Annotated in this window: 19 protein-coding genes and 1 pseudogene; 9 read left to right on the top strand and 11 right to left on the bottom strand. The window is 63.3% G+C overall.

The window, feature by feature from the left end; translation table 11 throughout:
- The coding region (locus WCB02_RS07505) for a DUF6537 domain-containing protein (protein ID WP_423957207.1) at nt 1–709 on the bottom strand (709 nt) is incomplete at its 3' end.
- 122 nt (nt 710–831) lie between these two features.
- Complete coding sequence (locus WCB02_RS07500) at nt 832–1,482, bottom strand: Crp/Fnr family transcriptional regulator (protein ID WP_423957206.1); 651 nt, start codon at nt 1,480–1,482, stop codon at nt 832–834.
- A 395-nt stretch (nt 1,483–1,877) separates the two neighbouring features.
- On the opposite strand from WCB02_RS07500, the gene WCB02_RS07495 reads away from it, so the two are divergent.
- The 5 genes from WCB02_RS07495 to WCB02_RS07475 all read left to right on the top strand — a co-directional run bounded on the left by WCB02_RS07495 (nt 1,878) and on the right by WCB02_RS07475 (nt 5,771).
- Nucleotides 1,878–3,002 (top strand): cyclic nucleotide-gated ion channel, encoded by a 1,125-nt coding sequence (locus WCB02_RS07495; RefSeq protein WP_423957208.1) that lies wholly within the window; start codon nt 1,878–1,880, stop codon nt 3,000–3,002.
- The gene (locus WCB02_RS07490; protein WP_423957205.1) at nt 3,002–3,793 is read left to right on the top strand and encodes an enoyl-CoA hydratase/isomerase family protein; all 792 of its coding nucleotides are present in this window, start codon (nt 3,002–3,004) and stop codon (nt 3,791–3,793) included. The genes WCB02_RS07495 and WCB02_RS07490 overlap by 1 nt, the downstream gene beginning before the upstream one ends.
- 168 nt (nt 3,794–3,961) lie before the next feature.
- Complete coding sequence (locus WCB02_RS07485; protein WP_423957203.1) at nt 3,962–4,696, top strand: LuxR family transcriptional regulator; 735 nt, start codon at nt 3,962–3,964, stop codon at nt 4,694–4,696.
- 81 nt (nt 4,697–4,777) lie between these two features.
- Nucleotides 4,778–5,461: an acyl-homoserine-lactone synthase gene (locus tag WCB02_RS07480; RefSeq protein ID WP_423957202.1), complete on the top strand. Its 684-nt coding sequence runs from the start codon at nt 4,778–4,780 to the stop codon at nt 5,459–5,461.
- A 10-nt stretch (nt 5,462–5,471) separates the two neighbouring features.
- Nucleotides 5,472–5,771 carry a hypothetical protein gene (locus tag WCB02_RS07475; protein WP_423957200.1) on the top strand — a complete coding sequence of 100 codons (300 nt, stop codon included), beginning with the start codon at nt 5,472–5,474 and terminating at the stop codon, nt 5,769–5,771.
- Nucleotides 5,772–5,942: 171 nt separating this feature from the next.
- Here WCB02_RS07475 and WCB02_RS07470 read toward each other — a convergent pair whose 3' ends face one another.
- The 8 genes from WCB02_RS07470 to WCB02_RS07435 all read right to left on the bottom strand — a co-directional run bounded on the left by WCB02_RS07470 (nt 5,943) and on the right by WCB02_RS07435 (nt 15,023).
- Complete coding sequence (locus WCB02_RS07470; protein ID WP_423957199.1) at nt 5,943–6,638, bottom strand: nitroreductase; 696 nt, start codon at nt 6,636–6,638, stop codon at nt 5,943–5,945.
- Nucleotides 6,639–6,826: 188 nt separating this feature from the next.
- Nucleotides 6,827–8,074, bottom strand: coding sequence for an acyl-CoA dehydrogenase (locus WCB02_RS07465; RefSeq protein WP_423957198.1), 1,248 nt, complete (start codon nt 8,072–8,074; stop codon nt 6,827–6,829).
- A 32-nt stretch (nt 8,075–8,106) separates the two neighbouring features.
- Nucleotides 8,107–9,351 carry an acyl-CoA dehydrogenase gene (locus WCB02_RS07460; RefSeq protein ID WP_423957197.1) on the bottom strand — a complete coding sequence of 415 codons (1,245 nt, stop codon included), beginning with the start codon at nt 9,349–9,351 and terminating at the stop codon, nt 8,107–8,109.
- Between the two features lie 114 nt (nt 9,352–9,465).
- Nucleotides 9,466–10,593: an acyl-CoA dehydrogenase family protein gene (locus tag WCB02_RS07455; protein WP_423957195.1), complete on the bottom strand. Its 1,128-nt coding sequence runs from the start codon at nt 10,591–10,593 to the stop codon at nt 9,466–9,468.
- 102 nt (nt 10,594–10,695) lie between these two features.
- Nucleotides 10,696–12,570, bottom strand: a complete 1,875-nt coding sequence (locus WCB02_RS07450; RefSeq protein WP_423957194.1) for an AMP-binding protein — start codon at nt 12,568–12,570, stop codon at nt 10,696–10,698.
- Nucleotides 12,571–12,612: 42 nt separating this feature from the next.
- A complete protein-coding gene (locus WCB02_RS07445) occupies nt 12,613–13,413 on the bottom strand; it encodes an enoyl-CoA hydratase/isomerase family protein (protein ID WP_423957193.1) in 801 nt (266 codons plus the stop codon).
- A 115-nt stretch (nt 13,414–13,528) separates the two neighbouring features.
- Nucleotides 13,529–14,287: an SDR family NAD(P)-dependent oxidoreductase gene (locus WCB02_RS07440; protein ID WP_423957191.1), complete on the bottom strand. Its 759-nt coding sequence runs from the start codon at nt 14,285–14,287 to the stop codon at nt 13,529–13,531.
- A gap of 73 nt (nt 14,288–14,360) precedes the next feature.
- On the bottom strand, nt 14,361–15,023 hold the full coding sequence (locus WCB02_RS07435) for a TetR family transcriptional regulator (RefSeq protein WP_423957190.1): 663 nt from the start codon (nt 15,021–15,023) through the stop codon (nt 14,361–14,363).
- 157 nt (nt 15,024–15,180) lie between these two features.
- Between WCB02_RS07435 and WCB02_RS07430 the strand changes: the two genes are divergently transcribed.
- The 4 genes from WCB02_RS07430 (at nt 15,181) to WCB02_RS07415 (ending at nt 20,015) form a co-directional block, all read left to right on the top strand.
- Nucleotides 15,181–16,353 (top strand): acetyl-CoA C-acetyltransferase, encoded by a 1,173-nt coding sequence (locus WCB02_RS07430; RefSeq protein WP_423957189.1) that lies wholly within the window; start codon nt 15,181–15,183, stop codon nt 16,351–16,353.
- Between the two features lie 172 nt (nt 16,354–16,525).
- Nucleotides 16,526–18,061 (top strand): acyl-CoA synthetase, encoded by a 1,536-nt coding sequence (locus WCB02_RS07425; RefSeq protein ID WP_423957188.1) that lies wholly within the window; start codon nt 16,526–16,528, stop codon nt 18,059–18,061.
- 191 nt (nt 18,062–18,252) lie between these two features.
- Nucleotides 18,253–19,413, top strand: a complete 1,161-nt coding sequence (locus tag WCB02_RS07420) for an alpha/beta fold hydrolase (protein WP_423957187.1) — start codon at nt 18,253–18,255, stop codon at nt 19,411–19,413.
- Between the two features lie 242 nt (nt 19,414–19,655).
- On the top strand, nt 19,656–20,015 hold the full coding sequence (locus WCB02_RS07415; RefSeq protein ID WP_423957186.1) for a hypothetical protein: 360 nt from the start codon (nt 19,656–19,658) through the stop codon (nt 20,013–20,015).
- A gap of 106 nt (nt 20,016–20,121) precedes the next feature.
- On the opposite strand, the pseudogene WCB02_RS07410 reads toward WCB02_RS07415, so the two are convergent.
- Nucleotides 20,122–20,476, bottom strand: a pseudogene (locus WCB02_RS07410) (hypothetical protein); the annotation flags it as partial.

Here is a 20,476-nt window from a genome sequence, read left to right as displayed (position 1 = left end):
GACCATCGATGATCGCGTGCCAGTCGGCGAGCCCCTGCCGATAGGCATCCCCGTAACCCTGCACCATGGTTGCGGTCTCGATGATGGCGGTGGCCGCGCCCGGCTGCTTGGCGAGGCTGCGGTTGATCATGTGCAGCCAGCGCTCGACCCAGGCGCATTCCTGCTTGTAGCGGATCGAAAACATCCGCCACCGGCGCAGCCCGGCCTCGACCTTGAGGCGGCCGATGCCCCATTTCGTCGCGGTCGAGAACGGGATCGAGACGCGCCGATGCGTCCAGCGGAGCTGCTCGAGCACCTGCAGCACAGGCTCGGCGGCGATGGCCGGCAGCGCATCGACCAGCTCGTCGAAGCGGAATTGCTTGATGTCGCTGGAAAAAACCAGACCACCGCTGTCGCGCAATTCGGCGAGCTTGAGCTGCGCGAACCGGATCGCATCCTGATAGGCCATGCGGCTTGCCATCAGCCGCGCGATCTCGGAAAACATCGCAGCATCGAGGTCCTTGCGGCCGACGAAGCGCTGCAACCGCTCCACATAGAGCCTCGCGTATCCGGCGCCCTGGTAGTCCATCAACTGATGGATGCCGCCGCTGACGACCGAAGACGCGGCATCGGGGATGCCGGCAGGCAGGAACGGCGGCGCAGGATCCTGTTCGTCGAGCCAATCGGCGAACAGATAACGCAGCGAAGACAACAGGCCGTCCTCAGACACGCGCAATGTCCTTGTTTGCTGTGGAGGGTTTTCCGATTGCCCAATCGGAAAACGTCCCGCTGTCCTTTATTGGTCGCATTTTGCTGACGAAAGCCGGTGTCCACCTCTGCGGAAAATGCTCATCAAGCCGGCTTTGCCGCCGCGCTCGCAAGCCGCTGCTCCAGCGTATCGATATTCTGGAACAGCCGCGCGCTGGCCAGGCGCAGGAAGTAGAAGCCGAACGCCGGGTTCTGCACGTAGAGCTGCTCGACCTGGGTATAGCTCACGCTCAAGATGACGCCGCCCTCGATGCATTCAAGCGTCTGGGTGCGCAGATTGGAGGGCGATAACATGCCGAGTTCGCCGACAATGGCGCCGACCGGCAGTTCGATGCCGGATTCCACCAGGCGGAACTGGCCACTGACGATGTAGAACATGCTGTCGGCCTTTTCATCCTTGTAGAACAGCACCTCGTTGGCCGCGCATTTGCGTTCGGTCATGAACGGCTTCAGCCATTCCATCGACAGGTCGCTGGAGACAGACCGCTTCACGTCCCGCACGAGCTGCAGCATCTGGTGCAGCCGATAGGAATTGAGCACCAGCACCAGCGCCTGCACCACGATCACCAGGTAATTGCGGGTGGGAATCGCCGTCCCGATCAGGACCAGGTTGGTCAGGATGGCAAAGACGCGCAAAGGGATCATGGTCCGCATCGTGGTGGTCGCGACGACGAAGATCGACGCGAAGAGCGCGCCGGCGGTTCCGGCGTGTTGGGTCAGATGAGACGTATCCATGCGACGAACCAGACCTGAAATGAGTATTCCGATAAAGTGAATTTGTCAGTCATCATAATGCGCGCGCAACCGCTTCCATATATGATGAATTGGCGGCGTTTTGTCCGGATTTGAGCCGATTGCGGACAAAATAGAGCATTTTCCGGAAAGGCGGACACCGGCTTTCCGTCAGAAGATGCGACCAATAAAGGGCGGCTGGAGCATTCTCGATTCAAGGTCATCGGAAAGCGCTCAAGCCGTTTCCACCATGCCGATGGCGCCCGCGGGCCCGCCCAGGATTCGTCGGCCCCGGCTGCAACAATGCCGTCGTCCCGCGGCGTTGACTGCCATCGCCCGCGAGGGCACTGATAACGGCCGGGCCAAGATCGGGTTGTCAGATGAGCGATGCTTCCAAAATGTCCAAGCCGCTGGTTTTCCCAGCCTTGGTGCAGTTTTTGGCACAGTTCGTGGCCGCGACTGCCGGCCGCAACATGACCCGGATGGCCTATCTGGCCGTGGCGGCCGGCGTCGGCGCCATGGTGATGCTCACGCTCAACCCCACCTATGAGATGGTGCATTACTGCGTCGACGCCGTACTCTGGGCCTGTCTGGCTTTCTTCGTGTTCGAGTGGATCGTCCGGCTTCGCCACGCCATCCTGTCAGGACGGGGCCTCGTCTATCTGTTGTCCGGGCGCGGCCTGGTGGACGCGGCCTCGGCGATTGCGGTGCCGGTTGCGCTGTTGTCTGGCGCCGAAGCGAAAACGGCGTGGCTCGCGTCAGTCGTGTGGCTGGTCAAGGTGATCCCGGGCGTTCCGGGATTGCGGCAGCTGCGCCGGGTGCTGGTGCTGGAATCCGGTCCCCTGCTCAGCGTGCTCGTGATCTTCCTCACGGTGCTGTTTCTTGGCTCCGTCGCGGAATATCTCCTGGAACATGACGCGCAGCCCGAGACATTCGGCAGCGTGCCCGCGGCGCTGTGGTGGGCGGTCGTGACCTTGACCACGACAGGCTACGGCGATGCAGTTCCGGTCACGCCGCTCGGACGCATGATCGCGGCGCTGGTGATGATCTCCGGCCTCGGCGTGTTCGGCCTGTGGACCGGCATCCTCGCCACCGCCTTCGCCGCCGAGACCCGCCGCGACAATTTCCTGAAAACCTGGGAGTCGGTGAGCAAGGTGCCGTTCTTTGCGACGCTCGGACCATCGGCGATTGCCGATGTCACGCATATGCTGCGCACCATCGACCTGCCGCCACGCGCCATGATCATCCGCAAGGGGCAGGCCGGCGATTGCATGTACTTCATCGCCTCCGGCGAGGTCGAGGTCGATCTGCCGGGCAAGAAAGTCAGGCTGGGCGAAGGCGCGTTCTTCGGCGAAATGGCGCTGCTTGGGAATAATCTGCGCTCCGCCAATATCACCACGACGCGGCTGTCGAAACTCCTGGTGCTCGATCTCGTAGACTTCCGCATGCTGATGGCGCGGCATCCCGACCTCGCCGAAACCATCGATGCGGAAGCCAAACGGCGCGCGCTGGAGAACAAATGATGCAACATGCCACCGATGGCGTCGAGCAGGCGTCGACCCCGATTCTCGTCTGCCATGGAGCGCGCGCCACCATTCGCCTCAACCGGCCGCGGCATTTGAACCGGCTGCAGCCCGACGATCTCGACGCGCTGATGGAGCTGTTCGGGCGGATCGAAGCCGATCCGGCGATCCGGGTCGTGGTCTTGACCGGCACGGGCCGGGCCTTCAGCGCCGGGTACGACCTCGGCTCGATCGCGACGCGTACGGCGAGCGAACAGGAAGAGACCGCGGGCTCCGCGTTCGAGGCCGTCGTCAACCGGCTGGAAGACCTCGCTGTGCCGACCATCTGCCGATTGAACGGCGGGGTCTATGGCGGCTCGACCGATCTGGCGCTCGCCTGCGACTTCCGGATCGGCGTCGACACCGCAGAGATGTTCATGCCGGCGGCGCGGCTCGGTCTGCATTATTACAAGAGCGGTATCAGTCGCTACGTCTCGCGGCTCGGCGCCGACAATGCAAAAAGGCTGTTCCTGACGGCGCAAAAGATCGACGCCTCCGAGATGCTGCGGATCGGCTATCTCACCGCGATGGTGCCCGCCGAGGCACTCGATGAGGAGGTCGACCGGCTCGCAGCCCTGCTCGCCGGCAATGCGCCGGTCGCCATGCGCGGCATGAAGCGGACCATCAACGAGATCGCGCGCGGCAAGCTCGACGAGGCGGCCGCCGATCAGCGCGCCCGAGACAGCATGCGAGGCGCCGAGATCAAGGAAGGCGTCCGTGCATTCGCCGAGAAGCGTCCGCCAAAATTTTGATCGATGCGACACAACGCCTTCGATTCCGAACCGGCACTAACAACACGCGGCAAAGCTTATTCCCCTCAAATCTCAGTTTCCTTCATTTGGCTGGCACGCAATTCCTTTTACGATTGACTCGGAGTTGTCGACGGTTAGCCTGATTGTGGGGTTAGGAGAATTTCACAGATGCCGGATTTTGAAGCCTATTGGGGACGGCGCGCATTGGATTTCGTCGATGCGATCGAGGCATCGACGACACGCGCAAGTGTAATATCACAATTCGAGAGGACGATCGGCGACCTCGGCTTTCATGCCTATATCATGGCGGGCATTCCGACGCCGGCGCAATCGCTTGCACAACTCACCATCGCCAATGGCTGGCCGGCTGAATGGTTCGAACTCTACGACCGCGGAAACCTCTGCGCTGTCGATCCCGTTCCGCGCCATTGCTTCAGGATGCTCAATCCGTTCGAATGGAAGGATGCGCCGTATGATCGCCGGCACGACCGTGCCGCGCACGGCGTGATGATGCGCGCACGCGACTTCGGGCTGGTCGAAGGATTCTGCGTCCCGATCCATTATGACGACCTGACCGGCGCCGTCAGCATCGCCGGCGAGCGGCCGTATCTCGACGCCGAAACCAGGGGCGCACTCCACCTCGTGAGCGTCTTTACCCACGGCAGGCTGCGCGCGCTGACCCGGCCGGCCCTCGGGACGGCCGAACGGCGCCTGTCCGAGATCGAGGCGGAGGTTCTGCGCTGGGCGGCTCGCGGCAAGACCGCATGGGAGACCGGTCAGATCATGCGCATCTCGGAGCGCAACGTGCGTTGGCACCTCGAAGAGGCGCAGCGCAAGCTGATGACCAAGAACAAGACGGCCACCGTCGCAGCTGCGCTTGTCAACCGGGAAATCGTGATCTGAACTGGGAGTTTTTCCAGTAGATCGAGGTTGCGAATTCTATGCATGGTTGCCGCATGATTGCGACCCAATCAGGCGGTGACGATGCCCGAAATTCACGTCGTTCAAAGAGACAACCGGCGGCTTTATGAGAGCTATCTCGATCCGTATTTCCGGCTGCGCCATGACATCTACGTGAAGCAACGCAAATGGATGGCGCTGGACCGGCCGGACGGACGCGAGATCGATCAGTTCGACACCGACGAGGCGGTGTATCTGTTCTGCATCGACGACGGTCAACTGATCGGGGCCATGCGTGCGCTCCCGACGCTGTCGCCGACACTGATGAGCGATATCTTCCCCTATCTCAACGTTCGGGGAGCGATCCGGCGGCCGGATGTGTATGAATTGTCGCGCGTCTTCGTGATCCCGGAACGCCGCGGTGAGCATGCCGGACCGCGCGTCGAGATGCTGCTGCTGACCGCGATCATGGAATACGGGATCAGCATCGGCTTGACCGGCTTTTCGATCGTGCTTGAATCCTGGTGGTTGCCGAGGTTCGAGCGCATCGGCTGGAAAGCCCACCCGCTCGGCCTGCCGCAGATGATCGACGGCATGTCGGTGCTGGCCGTGCTGGTCGATTGTGACGAAACAACCTGGAGATCGCTATGCAGCCAGATCGGTGTGACCCGGCCGACCTTGACCTGGCGCGGACTCGCCACCCTCAATCGCCAGGCACTGCCGGATATTTTCGCTCCTCCTCCAACAACCGCTCAACCAGCGCGATGACTTCTTCAAGATGCCGTCTTTCGCGCAACGCGAGGAAGCCTCGCATCAGCCGAAGGCCGAATGCCGTCGTTTCATCGGCCTTCAATGCCAGGAGTTTGGGCTGCATCGGGACAGGATCCCCAGACATTTTGGATTTGAAACCGTGAACGAACCGTCGCTCGACCGAATCATTGAGCAGCTGCAATTCTGCATTGTTGATGCCAGAGCACTGCAACTCAAGATGTTGGAACGAATTTTGTCAATAGCGCTGCTGGAAGCCTATGAAATCAGGGGTAAACCCAGCGAATTGCGCGGCAAAAACGGCGCCTAGGCCTCCCTCGGGCCTCTTTTGGGCCTCCCTTGGACCCCGCTTGGGGCCGGGCGCCCTGGCGCGTCGCGCGGCAAGTCGTTGATGGAATCTGTCAGGCTTGTAGACAATACGTCTGCCGCCAGCATTGTCGACAATCGTCAGCCGTTTTTCGGGTTACCGCCGCGATCAAGCTCATGCGCCGAAAAATCTGACGGTATCTGCGGTGTCGGCTCGGCTGGTTCGGTAGCTGTTGGCCTTGTGATCCCGGTCCGGATAGCCGAACGAAATGCCGCAGACCACGCGCCGGTCGTCGCCGAGCCCGAAATGCCGGCGCACCACCGCGGCGTGAAACGCCAAAGCTGCTTGCGGGATGCTGGCAATGCCGAGCGCCTGCGCCGCCAGCATGAAGCTCGTGAGATAGCCGCCGCAATCGATCGCGCCATAGACGCCGAGCGCCTCGTCGGTATGCACGATGGCCACATGAGGAGCGCCGAAGAAATTGAAGTTCTCCAGCGCCTGTTTCGCGTAGGCTGCCTTGTCGCCGCGGGCAATGCCGAGCGAATTGTAGAGTTGAAACCCGCTCTCGCGCCGCCGCTCCAGATAGACACCGCGATATTCGCGCGGAAACGGAAAGTCGCCGCTGTTCGGCTGGCCGCTGCTGGCCACCCCATACATCACTTCGCGAAATTTTTCCGTTGCCTCTCCGGACGTGATCTCGAGCCGCCACGGCTGGCTGTTGCACCAGGATGCCGTCTTTTGCGCGGCAGTGAGCATTCGTTCGATCGTTGCGCGCGGCACCGGCTCGGGCCGGAACGCCCGGCAGGAAAAGCGCTGGGAGAGCAGGTCTTCGAGGACGTCGATCGGTGCAGTGTCGGTCTTGCTGTGCATTTACTCGTCGCCTCTGTTCGCGCCGGTGTGTCCTGCATGAGATAAAGCGCGGCAGGCTACGTCAAGCGACACCCACGTTACTGTCTCTTCGCTGTCATTCCTGGGCGCGTCGGCGCAGACGCGGAACCTCGATCCGAACTTCTGGATGCCGGGTTCGAGGCTGCGCCTCGCTCGGGAATGACGACCCGTCAAGCGCGCCCTCTGGTCGGGATCTTGTTGAACGGCACGTCCTTGTCGACGCGGATATCGCCGGGTAGCCCCAGCACGCGCTCGGCGATGATGCTGCGCAGGATTTCATCGGTACCGCCGGCGATGCGGGTGGAGGGAGACGACATCAGCAGGGTCTGGAACTGGCCCGCCGCCTCCGCGATCTGCGGATCGGTCAACACGCCGGCCGCGCCCTGCAGATCAAGCGCATAGCTCGCGATATCCTGCAGCATCGTGCCGGCCACCAGCTTGCCGATGGAATTTTCCGGTCCCGGCCGCTCGCCCTTGGAGAGCGCCGAGATCGCACGGTAGCTGGTATATTTCAGCCCGCTGTTCTTCACCGCCCAGTTGGCAAGCCTGGAGCGGGTCGCCCGATCGTCGATCGCGAGACCGTCCTCGGTCATCAGATTGCTGCAGAACTCAAACAGTTCTGCGAAGCCGGTCGCAAGCCGGGCCCCGATGGTCAGACGTTCGTTCATCAGTGTCGTCAGCGACACGTTCCAGCCGTCGCCAACCGCGCCGAGCCGCTGCGAATCCGGCACGTGCAGATCGGTGAAGAACACCTCGTTGAATTCCTGCATGCCGTTGGCCTGCTTGATCGGCTTCACATCGACGCCGGGGCTTTTCATGTCGATGAAGAACATGGTCAGCCCCTTGTGCTTGGGCACGTTGGGATCGGTGCGGGTGATCAGGATGCCGTAGTCGGAATAATGCGCCCCGGAGGTCCAGATCTTCTGGCCGTTGATGATCCATTCGTCGCCCCTGTTCTCGGCGCGGGTGCGAAGCCCGGCGACGTCGGAGCCGCCGGCGGGCTCGGAGAACAGCTGGCACCAGATTTCCTCGCCGGAGGCGATCTTCGGCAGATAGCGCCGCTTGTCGGCCTCGCTGCCATAGGCCATCACGGTCGGCCCGCACATGCCCTCGCCGATCTGGAAAGGGCTCGTCAGTTTGAAATAGACGCCCTCTTCCTGCTGCCAGATCACGCGCTCGACCGCTGTGGCGCCGCGCCCGCCATAATCCTTGGGCCATTGCAGGCAGGCCCAGCCGCCATCGGCCTTCTTCTTCTGCCAGCGTTTTGCGACTTCGACGATGTCATGCTTCTGCAGCTTGATGCGGCCGAGCGAGGATTTCGTCAGTTCCTCCTCGAATTCCTTCGGCGCATTGGCCGCGATCCATTGCCGCGCCTCGGCGCGGAAGGCGGCTTCCTGCGGGGTGTCATCGAAGTTCATTGGCGTCGTCCTCTCTCCGTCGTGACGATTGGCTAAGCGCGCCCCTTGGTCGGAATCTGGTTGAACGGCACGTCCTTATCGACCCGGATGTCGCCGGGCAATCCGAGCACGCGCTCGGCGATAATGTTGCGCATGATCTCGTCGGTGCCGCCCTCGACCCGGGTGCCGGGCGCGCGCAGCAGCATTGCCTGAAATTTTCCGGCCAGCTCCGCTTCCGCCCCGCTCAACACGCCGGCCGCGCCTTCGAGATCGAGCGCATAGGCCGCGATATCCTGCACCATCGAGCCCGCCACCAGCTTGCCGATGGAGTTTTCCGGCCCGGGCCGCTCGCCCTTGGAGAGCGCCGAGATCGCCCGCAAGCTGGTGTATTTGAGCCCGCTCGCCTTCACCGCCCAGTTCGCCAATCTGGACCGGACGCCGCGGTCGTCGATTGCGAGCCCATCCTCCAGCATCAGATTGCTGCAGAACTCGAACAGTTCGGGGAAACCGGTGGCGACGCCGGCGCCGATCGACATACGCTCGTTCATCAGCGTGGTTAGCGACACGTTCCAGCCGTCATTGACGGCGCCAAGGCGCTGTGAGTCCGGAATTTTCACATCGGTGAAATAGACCTCGTTGAAATCCGACTGGCCGCTGGCCTGCTTGATCGGCCGCACCTCGACGCCGGGGCTCCTCATGTCGAGGAAGAACATGGTCAGCCCCTTGTGCTTGGGCACGGTCGGATCGGTGCGCGTCAGCAGGATGCCGTAGTCGGAATAATGCGCGCCGGAGGTCCAGATCTTCTGGCCGTTGATGATCCAGTCATCGCCCTGCTTCTCGGCGCGGGTGCGAAGCCCCGCGACATCGGAGCCGCCGGCCGGCTCGGAAAAAAGCTGGCACCAGATGTTCTCGCCGGAGGCAAGCGGCGGCAGATATTGGCGTTTCTGTTCCTCGGCGGCGAACGCCATCATGGTCGGCCCGCACATGCCGTGGCCGATGATGAAGACGTAGCTGAGCTTGCCGAAAGCGCCCTCCTCCTGCTGCCAGATCACGCGCTCGATCGGCGAGGCGCCACGGCCGCCATACTCTTTCGGCCAGTGCAGGCAGGCCCAGCCGGCATCGGCCTTCGTCTTCTGCCAGGCTTTCGCGATCTCGAGCAGGTTGCCGCCCTCGATCTGGGTGCGGCCGAGCGAGGATTTGCGCAGATCCGCCTCATATTGCTTCGGCGCGTTGGCCGCGATCCATTGCCGCGCCTCGGCGCGGAAGGCTGATTCCTTCGGGGTGTCATCGAAATTCATTGGCGAGCCTCACTGCATAGGGTGGGTTAGCCGAAGGCGTAACCCACCAGGTCTATCGAGCATCCTGCTGGCAATGGTGGGTTACGCTTCGCGAACCCACCCTGCGGTCAACCATCAAGCCGCATTGCGCTTGCGCATCCGGTCGATCAACGCGTCCTCCCAATAGGATAGGCTGCCGAGCGCAAGCGCCATGGCGTTGGAACGGCGATAGTACATGTGGCAATCGAACTCCCAGGTAAAACCCATGCCACCGTGGACCTGGATGTTGTTCTTGGAACAGTGCTGGAACGCCTGCGTCGCGCTGATGCGCGCGGCGGCGGCGGCTTCCGGCAATTCAGAGGCATTGGTCGAGAGCGCCCAGGCGCCGTAATAGCAGTTCGAGCGCGCCAGGGTGGCCGAGACATACATGTCAGCGAGCATATGCTTGACCGCCTGGAACGAGCCGATCGGCCGTCCGAAGGCGATGCGGTCGAGCGCGTAGTCGCGGCCCATTTCCAGCGCGCGGTCGGCGCCGCCGACCTGCTCGAACGCCATCAGCACCGCGGCGCGGTCGAGCACCTGGCTCAGGATGCTCCAGCCTTCGTCGCCGCGGCCGAGCGGTTCGGCCTTGCAATTCCTGAAGCTGACTTCGGCCTGTCCGCGGGTCGGATCGAGATTGGCCAGGTCTTTGGCTTCGACGCCCTCGCCCTTCATGTCGACCAGGAACAGCGCGATATCCGTCTCGCGTCCGCTCGCGCCGGTGCGCGCGGCGACGATGGCAAAATCGGCGATCGCGCCATCCGGCACCGGCATCTTCACGCCGTTCAGCATGCCGCCGGACGCAGCCAGCCTGATCGCCCGGGCTGAGGGATTGCCCTTGCCCTCGAACAGCGCCAGCGTGCCGATCGCCTCGCCCTTCGCAATCGCAGGCAGCCATTTCTGCTTTTGCGCCTCGCTGCCGGCCAGCAGCAGCGCCTCGGCGGCGAGATAAACCGTCGAGGAGAATGGCACCGGCGCCAGCGCCCGGCCCATCTCTTCGGCGATCACGCAAAGCTCGAGATGTCCGGCGCCCGCTCCGCCAAACTCTTCCGGGATCGCGACGCCGAGAAAGCCCATCTCGGCGAGCCCCTTCCACAATTCGCGGTCACAGTCCGCCTTGCCGTCGAGCACCACGCGCACCGCCTTCGGCGAGCACTTTTCCGCGAGGAATTTTCGCGCCTCGTCGCGAAGCTGCTTTTGTTCGTCGGAGAAATCGAAGTTCATGGCGTGTTACTCGGGTTGATGCTGGAGGAAATGGTCAATCGTCATTTTGGGCTCGCCCCAGGAAGCCTGGAAATGACGACGGAGTTTGTCCGCGCGTGAGCTTCATTGCAGCACGATCACGTCATCGCCGGGCGGATCGGCATAGAGCCGCTCCACCAGGGCGGCGCGGCGCTCGAGGCCGGCGCGCTGGTTGATGTAGCCCTTGTCGGTCAACTCATTGCCGTCGATCGAAGCCGGCTCGACCATCAGCATGGCGCGCGCGATCCGCAGGCTGCTGGCGCCCTCGATCGCCTTGTTGTGCGCCTCGAGCCCGCGCTTCAGGCAGGCGATCACGGTCGGATGCCTGACCACCTCGTCATAGCTCGCCTCCGGATCGCCGACGATCTGGCGGCAGGCATGCAGATTGGGCCAGGCCAACAGTCCGACAAAGGCGCGATCCTGTCCGGCAACCAGCGCGTCCTGGATCACCGGCGTGGCGGCGGCGATCGCGTCGGTGCGCAAGGAGCCGACATGCACGAAGGTCCCGGTCGTCAGCTTGAAATCCTCCACGACGCGGCCCGCGAAGATGATGCCGGCTGCGGGATCATCGGGATCGACGAACACGCCGGCATCGCCGATGCGATAAAAGCCTTCCTCGTCGAACGCGGCCGCGGTGAGATCAGGCCGGCCGAAATAGCCCGGCGTGACGTTGACCCCGCGCAGCCGCAACTCGTATTTCGATCCGCACGGCACCATCTTCAGTTCGACGCCGGGAAACGGCAGCCCGATCAGGCCGACCCGCTCGGTGTCCCAATAAGTGCCGGTCGAGGTCGGCGCCGTCTCGGTCGAGCCCCATCCGGTGTAGAACACGATGCGCTCGCCGGTGGCGCGCACCGCAAGCGCCTGCATCCGGTCATAGAGATCGTCCGGCAGCCGCGCGCCGCCATAGGCCATCAAGCCCAGATTCTTGAAGAAGCTGCGACACAGTGCGTCGTCTTTTTCCATGGCGGCAGCGAGCGCGGCATAGCCCGCCGGCACGTTGGCGTAGTAGGTCGGCGAGATCTCGCGCAGGTTCCGCAACGTCTCTTCGATCTGGCCCGGCACCGGGCGGCCGTCGTCGATATAGAGCGTGCCGCCTTCGGTCAGCACCGGATTGAACAGGGCGTTGCCGCCCATGGTGTGATTCCAGGGCATCCAGTCGAGATAGGTCGCCTGCGGTGCCCGGGGGTCGCGCGGCCGGACCTGCATCATCATCGCGGCATTGGCGCACATCATGGTTTGCGTGTTGATGACGGCCTTGGGCATGCCGGTCGAGCCCGAGGTGAACAGCAGCTTGCCCACGGTGTCGGGCGTGATCTTCGCGATCGACTCGGCGACAGCTTCGGTCACGGGCGTTGCCGCGAGATCGGCGAAGGCGATGCTTCGGATGCCGTCGCAGGGACGCGCCACGTGGATCACGATGACGCCATCGAGATCGAGCGCATCGAGCGCCTTGGCGAAGGTCGGTCCGTCCTGCACCAGGACGACCTTGGGCCTGATCAGCTCGAATAGATATTTCAGCTTGAGATGATCGTGGCTCATCAGCGAATAGGCCGGCGACACCGGCGCCGCCGGAAGGCGCGCCTGCATCGCGGCCTGCGTCAACAGCGCATGCTCGATCGAATTGCCCGACAGAATCGCAACGGGGCTACCCTGCCCAAGACTGAGATCGAGCAGGCCCTGCGTCAGCGCATCAACCGTGCGCTTGGCGTCGCCGTAGGACAGCCTGCGCCATTGCCGGTCCGCGCCTGCGCGCTGCGCCAGCCAGATGCGATCCGGCGTCTCGTTCGCCCATTTCGCCAGCGACGCCGGGATATGCCTCTCATAGGCCTTCAGCGGAATCCGCGACTTCAGGACGATGACGCCATCATCCCGCCGGTTCACCGCGATGTCCCGCGGCAGCCATTCGATCTTGCGAAAGGCCGGCTTTTCGAGCACCGCGGCCGCACTCCCATCCATATTGCGCCTCCCGAAATATCGCTGCTTGGCGCAGCCTTGTTGTTAGCTTCTGGTATAGACCGGCTTTCGCTTCTCGAGAAAGGCCGTGATGCCCTCGTTGAACTCTTCCGACCGGCTGCACAGCACCTGATTGCGGTCTTCCATCGCAATCGCTGCCTCCAGCGAGCCGGCATCGACGCTGAAGTTGAGGCACTCCTTGGAGAGCCTCAAGCCCACCGGCGAGGCCGTCATCATGGCGTCGACATAGGGCTCCCCAGCCGCCGCGAGCCCATCCTCCTCGACGACTTCCGAAACCAGGCCGACCGCAAGCGCCCGCTCAGCGCCGATGAAACGGCCGGTGAGAATGAGTTCGGATGCGACGGAAATGCCGACGAGCCGCGGCAGGAAATAGCTGGTGCCGATATCGCAACCACCAAGGCCGAGCTTGATGAAGGCGCAGTTCATCCGCGCGGATCTCGTGGCAATGCGGATATCGGCGGCCAGCGCCAGCGCAAACCCGCCGCCGGCCGCAGCCCCCTGAACCAGCGCGATGATCGGCTGTGGACAGCGCCGCATCAGCATCACGATATCGGCGATTCGGCGCTGCGAATCGAGCGACTCCGTCACTCCGGGCGGCTCCTGCTGCCCGGCGCGCCGCGCCATCGCATGCTTGAGATCAAGCCCGGCACAGAAATCTTGTCCGGCCCCCCGCAACACCACGACGCGCGTGGTGCGATTGCGCTGCAAGCCCTGGAAGTAGCCGTTCAGCGCGTCGATCAGTCCGGGATCGAGCGCGTTGAGATGCCCCGGGCGATTGAGCGTCACCCGGTCAACTCCGTCGTCATGTTCGATCAAGAGGGACACGCGGTGCTCCGAATTCTCGTCGTGCCGGCCTTGAGCCGGGACCCACGCCGGTGATCATGGGTCCCGGATCGGCAGCCGCTTCGCTTGTTGGTCCGGGACGACATCAGAATGTGTGTTACCGCGGCGCCATGCGGATGGCGCCGTCGAGGCGGATGGTCTCGCCGTTCAGCATCGGGTTCTCGACGATGTGGACCGCGAGGTTGCCGTATTCGGACGCATCGCCCAGCCGCGCCGGGTGCGGCACCTGGGCGCCGAGGCTCTTGCGCGCCTCCTCGTTCAATCCCATCAATAGCGGCGTCAAGAACAGGCCGGGCGCGATGGTGTTGACGCGGATCTTCTGGCTCGCGAGGTCGCGCGCCGCCGGCAGCGTGAGGCCGACCACGCCGCCCTTGGAGGCGGCATAGGCGATCTGGCCGATCTGGCCTTCGTAGGCCGCGACACTCGCAGTGTTGATGATGACGCCGCGCTCCTCGCCGATCGGCTCGGCGGTGACGAGCCGCTCGGCGAACAACCGCAGCACATTGAAGGTGCCGATCAGATTGACGTTGATGATGCGCGCGAACTTCGCCAGCGGATAGACGCCGTCCCGGCCGACGATGCGCTGCGAGCCGCCGATCCCGGCGCAATTCACCAGCACCCGCGCAACGCCGTGGGCAGCCTCTGCCCTGGCAATGCCGGCCTTGACCTGCTCCTCGTCGGTGACGTCGGCATGAAGGGCAACGCCCTTCAGCTCACTGGCGACCTTCTCGGCGTTCTCCTTGCTCTGGTCGAGCACGGCGATCCTGGCACCCCTGGCGGCCATGGCACGGGCGGTCGCGGCGCCGAGCCCCGAACCGCCGCCGGTGATAAGAACGGCAACGTCTTGCAACTGCATGGTCAGATTCTCCTTGGGCGTTTCTTCTCTAGACTTCTTGCTTATTGAATTGCTTGTTGAACTCGCGCGCCCGTCATCCAGCGCTGGCGGCAGCTCCATCGTTCGCGGTCAGCATGCCGCCGCAGATCAGCGCTTCCATGTGCCGGATGTAGTCGCGGCAGACCTCGTCGGTGACCGGACCGATGCCGGCCGCACGCGACATCGCATGCCGGCCGAAAAACAGGTGATCGCAGGCGCCGATCAGGCTGGTGTAGAACAGCACCGGATCGATCTTGCGGAACTCGCCGGCCGCAATCCCTTCCGTCAGCAGCCTGCGATGGAAATCGAGCAAGGGCGCGACGAAGAATTGCGAGACCTCGTCGGCGGCCTCCGCACTGCTTTCGTGCAGGAGGTAATGGATCAGCCGGTTCATATAGGGGAAGCGCCGATAGGCGCGGATGATGCCGGCGATGTGCAGCTTCAGCTTCTCGGTAGGCCGAATCGGTTGCGCCAGCAGATATTCGAGGTTTGCCGTCTCGGTCGCCGCGTCGCGCGCGAGCAGCGCCAGCAAGAGGCCATCCTTGTTGCCGAAATGATATTTCACGAGAGCTGCGTTGACGCCGGATTTTTGCGCGATGTCGCTCAAGGACAGCTCGATCGAGGACCGCGCGATCATCAGATCGCTCGCCGCAACCAGAAGCTTCTCAGCGGTGGCGTTCCTCGCCGTCTGAAACCGGTTCGCAACGCTGCTGTTCAACGGCCGTCCCTTCACGATCTGGCGTGGTCCAGGGCCTAGATAAGCCCAAGCCGCGCCTCACCTCAAGAGTTAATTGATTGATTGACTAAATCCTTGTCCGCTCGTTAAATCCGGCCAAACCTCAAAATGGCAACCATGACAAACAGGGAGAACAGAGATGGCCGAGGCTTACATCGTCGCCGCCGCGCGTACCGCCGGCGGCCGCAAGGGAGGGCGTCTCGCGGGCTGGCATCCGGCCGATCTGGCCGCGACCGTGCTCGATTCGCTGGTGGAGCGCTCCGGCGCCGCTCCCGACCAGATCGAAGACGTGATCATGGGCTGCGTGATGCAGGCGGGCGAGCAGTCCAACAACGTGGCGCGCAACGCGATCATGGCCTCGAAACTGCCCGAGAGCGTGCCCGGCACCTCGATCGACCGACAATGCGGCTCCTCGCAGCAGGCGCTGCATTTCGCGGCGCAGGCGGTGATGTCGGGAACCATGGATGTCGTGATCGCCGCCGGCGTGGAGTCGATGACCCGGGTGCCGATGGGGCTCGCCTCCTCGTTGCCCGCCAAGAACGGTTTTGGCCACTACAAGAGCCCGGGGATCGAGCAGCGCTATCCGAACATCGTGTTCAGCCAATTTACGGGCGCTGAAATGATGGCCGAGAAGTATGGCCTCTCCAAAGACGAGCTCGACGAGTACGCCTATAACAGCCATCAGCGCGCAATTGCCGCGACGCAGGCCGGCCGTTTCAAGGAGGAGATCGTTCCGCTCCAGATCACCCGCGCCGACGGCACCACCGACACCCACACCATCGACGAAGGCATCCGCTTCGACGTCAGCCTCGACGGCATCAAGGGCGTGAAGCTGATCGCCGAGAACGGCAGGCTGACCGCGGCCAGCGCCAGCCAGATCTGCGACGGTGCCTCCGGCGTGGTCGTGGTCAATGAAAAGGGCCTGAAATCGCTTGGCGCCACGCCGCTGGCGCGGATCCATCACATGACCATGATGGGCGGCGATCCCGTGATCATGCTGGACGCGCCGCTGCATGCCACCGAGCGCGCACTGAAAAAGGCCGGGATGGCGATCGATGACATCGACCTGTTCGAGGTCAACGAGGCCTTCGCCTCGGTGCCGACGGCGTGGCTGAAGACGACCGGCGCCGATCCCGAGAGGCTCAACGTCAATGGCGGCGCCATTGCGCTCGGCCATCCCCTTGGCTGTTCCGGCACCAAGCTGATGACGACGCTGGTCAACGCCCTCAAGCAGCGCAACAAGCGCTATGGGCTGCAGACCATGTGCGAAGGCGGTGGCATGGCCAATGTGACGATTGTCGAGAGGTTGTAGGAGCCAGCAACTACGATGATGTCGTCCCGGCCCTTGAGCCGGGACCCATAACCACAGGCGTTCGAGGTTATGGCGGGCTGGTGCTCCCAGCTTGCAAAATTTGCATCGGTGGTTATGGGTCCCGCATTCGCGGGGACGACGCAGAAATAATAGTGATTGATCGAGGAACGTAGTGACCCACCCCTCCATCCACGCCCGCACCCAGCCGAACAAGATCGCCTACCAGATGGCGGCGACCGGCAAGGCGATCAGCTATCGGGAACTGGACGAACTATCGAACCAGGGCGCGCAGCTGTTTCGCGCGCTGGGGCTGAAGGCCGGCGATCACGTTGCCCTCCTGATGGAGAACCGGCTGGCCTTCATGGAGATCTGCTGGGCGGCGCAGCGCAGCGGGCTCTATTACACGGCGATCAGCCGCTATCTGACCCAGGACGAAATCGGCTACATCGTCAGGGATTGCGGCGCCAAGCTCGTGATCACCTCACCGAAATGCGCGGAGCAGATCCAGGGCCTCAATACCGGCGCGCCCGGCGAGCCGTTGTTCTTCATGGTCGACGAGCCGCTTGCCGGTTTCCGCTCCTGGGACCGGGAAGCCGGTGTGCAGCCCCTCTCGCCGATTTCGGACGAGGTCGCAGGCTACGACATGCTGTACTCGTCCGGCACCACCGGCCGGCCCAAGGGTATCAAGAAGACGTTCGAGAACCAGCCGATCGACTGGCCGAATCCGTTCCTGCTGGTGCTCTGTGCCAACATGTGTGGAATGGGCGCCGACACCATCTATCTATCGCCGGCGCCGCTCTATCACGCCGCGCCGCTGCGCTTCAACATGATGGCGATCATTTTGGGCGGCACCTCCATCATCATGGAATCCTTCGACCCCGAGGCATTCCTGCGGCTGGTCGAGACGCACAAGGTGACGCAGTCGCAGCTGGTGCCGACCATGTTCGTACGCATGCTGAAGCTGCCCGAAGAGGTCCGCAGGCGCTACGACGTCTCTTCCCTGAGGGGCGCGATCCATGCCGCTGCGCCCTGCCCGGTCGACGTCAAGGCGAAGATGATCGACTGGTGGGGGCCGATCCTGATCGAATATTACGCCGGCTCCGAAGGCAACGGGGTCACCGTCTCCACCTCGCAGCAATGGCTTGATCACCGTGGCACCGTCGGCCGCGCCGTGGTCGGCAAGGTGAAAATTCTCGACGAGAACGACCGGGAGCGTCCGGCCGGCGAGATCGGCACGGTGTACTTCGCCGACGCGCCGCAGTTTTCCTATCACAACGATCCCGAGAAGACCAGGCGCGCTTATAATTCAAAGGGCTGGTCGACGCTCGGCGACGTCGGCTATCTCGACGCCGACGGCTTTCTCTATCTTACCGACCGCAAGTCCTACATGATCATTTCCGGCGGGGTGAACATCTATCCGCAGGAAACCGAGGACGTCCTGATCACGCACCCCGCGGTGGCAGACGTCGCCGTGTTCGGCGTGCCGAACGAGGAGATGGGCGAAGAGGTCAAGGCCGTCGTGCAGCCACACGACATGGCACACGCCGGCAAGCCGCTGGAGGCCGAGCTGATGGCGTTTTGCCGAAGCAAACTGTCGCCGATCAAATGCCCGAAGAGCATCGACTTCGAGCCGGAGTTGCCGCGCACCCCAACCGGCAAGCTGGTAAAGCGCCATCTGCGCGACCGCTATTGGCCGAGCCTGCGGTGATGTAATACGCGAACGATATCGTAGGTGATGTCGTAAGGTGGGCGAAGGCGCCCTTGCGCCGCGCCCACCATAGCCCCGCGCGGACAAATGGTGGGCACGCCTTCGCCCTGCGAGCTACGGCGGACAAGTCGCTTTGCCCACCCTTCCAGTCCGCCTCATGCCCGAGATTGTCCGCACATGACGAGGAAAGCATGACCTCCCTCCCCGAGATCCTCCTGCCCGCGGCGATCCGATCGCGCTATGTCGACGCCATCAACGGGCTTCGCATGCATGTGCTCGAGGCCGGCTTCGAGACACCCGGCCGGCCTTGCATCCTGCTGCTGCACGGCTTTCCCGAGCTCGCCTATAGCTGGCGCAAGGTGATGCCGGCGCTGGCCGATGCCGGCTATCACGTGATCGCGCCGGATCAGCGGGGCTATGGCCGCACCACCGGGTGGGACGCGAACTACGACGGCGAGCTTGCGCCGTTCCGTCTCACCAATCTGGTGCGCGATGCGCTCGGGCTGGTGTCCGCATTCGGCTACACCCGCGTCGAGGCGGTGATAGGACACGATTTCGGCAGTCCTGTCGCGGCCTGGTGCGCGCTGGTTCGGCCAGAAGTATTTCGATCGGTGGTGATGATGAGCGCGCCGTTCGGCGGCCCGCCGGCGCTGCCGTTCGGCACGGCCGCTTTGCCTGCGAAGCCGCAAGCGGAGGATCCGGTTCATCGCGAGCTCGCCGCGTTGCCGCGGCCGCGCAAACACTACCAATGGTACTATTCGAGGCGTGAAGCGAATAATGAGATGACCCGAGCGCGGCAAGGCATACACGATTTTCTGCGCGCCTATTATCATCACAAGAGCGCGGACTGGAAGGCCAACCAGCCTCATCCGCTCGCGGGCTGGACGGCGGGCGAACTCGCGAAACTGCCGACCTATTACGTGATGGATCGGGCCCAGACCATGCCGGCGACAGTGGCGAAGGAAATGCCTGATGCGGCCGCGATCGCAGCCCATCGATGGTTGCCGGATCGCGAGCTCGAATTCTACAGCGCCGAATATCGGCGCACCGGCTTTCAGGGCGGCCTGCAATGGTATCGCTGCGGAACCTCGGGCGTCTTCAACCGGGAATTGCAGATCTGGTCGGGCCGCACCATCGACGTCCCCTCCTGCTTCATCGCCGGCAAGCAGGATTGGGGCACCTATCAGCGCCCCGGCGTGTTCGAAGCGATGCAGGCAACAGTGTGCACCGCGATGATGGGCTGTCATTTGGTCGATGGCGCCGGGCACTGGGTTCAGCAGGAGCAGCCGGAGCAGGTTATTGAGTTGCTGCTGCAATTTGTCGCGCAGGCGAGAGCGCGCGCGGCGGGATGAGCTCACTGCCAGCTCATTGTCAGACCAACGATTGGCAGACCGCGCAATCATCGCCTGCAGGGGAGTATCGTCACCACCACCATCATCATCCCAGCTGCGACCGCTGCGGCTTTTGATCGCAGACGCCACAGTCCTTTTTTTCGCGATGCGGATGATGATCTGCCCAATACTTGCGCAAACGACGGAACCTTGATCTGGCTGCAACGTTTCGATCCCGGGCAATGCGTATTGGAGGAGTTTCTATGGAAAAGAAGATCGCTGGACTTTTGGGAGCGGTGGCGGCGCTCAGCACGATGGGCGCCGCCCAGGCCACAGCGGCCCCGGTGCCAACGGATGCTTTGCAGGGCAATTCCTACGCCGACCTGCTGGAGCCGATCCCGAACGCGCTGGCGCTGCTGCAGACTGTCGACGCGCAGGCGCCGGCAACATCAGCCAACGCGAACGTGCAGGTGGCGCAGCTCTACTACCACCATCATCACCACCACCATCACCACCATCACGGCTTTTTCCGCTACGGACCGGTCGTCGTGGTGCCGCATCGCCGCTGGCACCACCATCATCATCACCACCACCATCACCATCACGCCTTCTATCGCTATTGAGACCGCGCAGCTCGCACTGACAACAAGGACCCCACAGCCCGAGCTTTGGGGTCCTTTTCATGTCCGGCCTGTCTGCTCTCGAGTTCGCGAGAGCTCTATCTCGACCTCAGCCCTGCCGGGTCTTTTCCTTGGCCGCGCGATGCAGGTGGCGGTAGGTGCCGTCGAACACGGTATCGGTTGAGGAGGTCCATTCCGTCCCCTTCGCAAGCTTCGGCCGGCTGTTGTAGATGCGGCGCGCCTGCAGTTCGCGTTCGGCGGCTTCGTCCTCGCTCATCGGCTCCAGCTCGAACGGGGCCTCCTCGGGAATCACGATGATCTGCGCGAACGGCTCGCTGGGGCGGAAAATATGCGTGCGGCCCTCGGCCGGCGCCTTGAACACGCAAAAGAACATCATCGGCCACCAGTTGCGGATCAACGCCGGCACCGCAATCGGTACGGTGTCGGTGCGATCAGTGTAGAAG

The organism is Bradyrhizobium sp. (genome assembly GCF_049581145.1).
Lineage (GTDB): Bacteria > Pseudomonadota > Alphaproteobacteria > Rhizobiales > Xanthobacteraceae > Bradyrhizobium.
The sequence above is the reverse complement of the archived record's forward strand: the minus strand, read 5'-3'. Positions and strand labels throughout refer to the sequence as shown.

Bases quoted from the DNA above. Each gene is read 5' to 3' on its own strand.
- WCB02_RS07500 (WP_423957206.1), bottom strand. From the start codon at position 1,482: ATGGATACGTCTCATCTGACCCAACACGCCGGAACCGCCGGCGCGCTC.
- WCB02_RS07495 (WP_423957208.1), top strand. From the start codon at position 1,878: ATGTCCAAGCCGCTGGTTTTCCCAGCCTTGGTGCAGTTTTTGGCACAG.
- WCB02_RS07490 (WP_423957205.1), top strand. From the start codon at position 3,002: ATGCAACATGCCACCGATGGCGTCGAGCAGGCGTCGACCCCGATTCTC.
- WCB02_RS07485 (WP_423957203.1), top strand. From the start codon at position 3,962: ATGCCGGATTTTGAAGCCTATTGGGGACGGCGCGCATTGGATTTCGTC.
- WCB02_RS07480 (WP_423957202.1), top strand. From the start codon at position 4,778: ATGCCCGAAATTCACGTCGTTCAAAGAGACAACCGGCGGCTTTATGAG.
- WCB02_RS07475 (WP_423957200.1), top strand. From the start codon at position 5,472: ATGCCGTCTTTCGCGCAACGCGAGGAAGCCTCGCATCAGCCGAAGGCC.
- WCB02_RS07470 (WP_423957199.1), bottom strand. From the start codon at position 6,638: ATGCACAGCAAGACCGACACTGCACCGATCGACGTCCTCGAAGACCTG.
- WCB02_RS07465 (WP_423957198.1), bottom strand. From the start codon at position 8,074: ATGAACTTCGATGACACCCCGCAGGAAGCCGCCTTCCGCGCCGAGGCG.
- WCB02_RS07460 (WP_423957197.1), bottom strand. From the start codon at position 9,351: ATGAATTTCGATGACACCCCGAAGGAATCAGCCTTCCGCGCCGAGGCG.
- WCB02_RS07455 (WP_423957195.1), bottom strand. From the start codon at position 10,593: ATGAACTTCGATTTCTCCGACGAACAAAAGCAGCTTCGCGACGAGGCG.
- WCB02_RS07450 (WP_423957194.1), bottom strand. From the start codon at position 12,570: ATGGATGGGAGTGCGGCCGCGGTGCTCGAAAAGCCGGCCTTTCGCAAG.
- WCB02_RS07440 (WP_423957191.1), bottom strand. From the start codon at position 14,287: ATGCAGTTGCAAGACGTTGCCGTTCTTATCACCGGCGGCGGTTCGGGG.
- WCB02_RS07430 (WP_423957189.1), top strand. From the start codon at position 15,181: ATGGCCGAGGCTTACATCGTCGCCGCCGCGCGTACCGCCGGCGGCCGC.
- WCB02_RS07420 (WP_423957187.1), top strand. From the start codon at position 18,253: ATGACCTCCCTCCCCGAGATCCTCCTGCCCGCGGCGATCCGATCGCGC.
- WCB02_RS07415 (WP_423957186.1), top strand. From the start codon at position 19,656: ATGGAAAAGAAGATCGCTGGACTTTTGGGAGCGGTGGCGGCGCTCAGC.